The 1475-nt window shown below is 36.2% G+C and carries 1 protein-coding gene and 1 pseudogene; both read left to right on the top strand.

The window, feature by feature from the left end:
- Positions 1–53 precede the first annotated feature (53 nt).
- Positions 54–617: a helix-turn-helix domain-containing protein gene (locus BN349_RS22835; protein WP_019244594.1), complete on the top strand. Its 564-nt coding sequence runs from the start codon at positions 54–56 to the stop codon at positions 615–617.
- Positions 566–1444: pseudogene (locus BN349_RS22830) on the top strand (IS3 family transposase); the annotation flags it as partial. The gene BN349_RS22835 and the pseudogene BN349_RS22830, both read left to right, overlap by 52 nt.
- Between the last annotated feature and the right edge of the window lie 31 nt (positions 1445–1475).

The following is a 1475-nucleotide window of genomic DNA, read 5'->3' as shown; positions in this document are numbered from 1 at the left end:
GGTGCTGCACCCCAAAAGTTAGAGTGAAAAACTAACTTTTGGGGTGTTTTTTTATGGCAAAATATAGCGATGAATTTAAATTGAGAGTCGTGAAGGCTTACTTAGAAGGTTCTCTGGGATATCCACTATTAGCTAAAAGTTTTAATATGCCAAGCGACTCTCCAATCAAACGATGGGTACGTGCATATAAAGAATTTGGTGAAAAAGGTATACGTAGAAAAAACACGAAAGAAGTTTATTCTGTTCAATTCAAGCTGAATGTATTACACTTTATGAAAAAAACAGGTGCTTCTTTCCAAGACACAACAATTGAATTTAACATGAATAATCCAAGCCTGATTGCGGATTGGTACAGAAAATTTTCGAAAGAAGGTGTAGAAGGCCTGACAAAAAAAGTGAAGGGACGGCCTCCTATGTCTAAAAATCGGAAAGCAAAATCAGTAAAACCAGAAAATGAATTATCCCGTGAAGAACAATTGGAACATGAAAATGAGCTTCTTCGCTTAGAAATTGCCTATTTAAAAAAGTTGAACGCTTTTCAGGAGAATCCGAATGCCTTCCTCGCAAAGCACAAGCAGCAGTGGCATTCGAACTCAAAAAAGAAGGATTCAAATTAAGAAATATACTAGAAATAGTGGGGATTCCAGAGGCAACGTATCATTATCAAGTGAAGCAGTTAAAAAAGGAAGATCCAGATAAGGAATGGAAAGAAATCATTTCTGAACTTTTTCAAAAGCATGAAGGGAAATACGGATACCGCCGTATTTATTTAGCATTAAGAACGCAAGGTTATGTGATTAATCATAAAAAAGTGCAGCGAATTATTAGGGAATTAGGCTTGAAGTGTGTCAAATTCACGCGTAAATCTCGCTATAACTCCTATAAAGGTCACGTGGGTAAAGTAGCTAAAAATCGCCTAAATCGCAGGTTCCATACGTCGATTCGTCTTCAAAAGCTCGCGACAGATGTGACGGAATTCAAATGTGCAGGAGATGAAAAGCTTTATTTAAGCCCCATTCTAGACTTATATAACGGTGAAATTATCTCTTTTGGGATTTCAAATAGACCTACATTAGATTTCGTTTTAGAGCCACTGAATCAAGCAGTAGAAATCATTAAAAATGAAGCTAAATACCGAACAACGATTCATTCTGATCAAGGATGGCATTATCAGCATAATAAATGGATCCAAACATTAAAGAACAATAGAATATTTCAGAGTATGTCGAGAAAAGCCACCTGCGCAGATAATGCGTCAATGGAAAATTTCTTTGGCATCCTCAAACAAGAAATGTATTATGGAGAAGAATTGGTATCATATGATGAGCTGAAAAGAAAGATTGAAGTGTATATCTATTACTATAACAACATACGCATTAAGCAAAAATTGGCTGGTTTAAGTCCCGTACAATACCGAACTCAAACCAACCAATCAGCTGCGTAATTTAAAACTCTAACTTTAAGGGGTCACTACC

Source organism: Bacillus sp. AP8 (genome assembly GCF_000321185.1).
In the GTDB taxonomy this organism is placed as follows: Bacteria; Bacillota; Bacilli; order Bacillales; family DSM-1321; genus Bacillus_AD; species Bacillus_AD massilioanorexius.
The sequence above is the reverse complement of the archived record's forward strand: the minus strand, read 5'-3'. Positions and strand labels throughout refer to the sequence as shown.

Excerpts from the sequence above, each read along its gene's own strand:
- BN349_RS22835 (WP_019244594.1), top strand. The coding sequence starts at position 54 with ATGGCAAAATATAGCGATGAATTTAAATTGAGAGTCGTGAAGGCTTAC.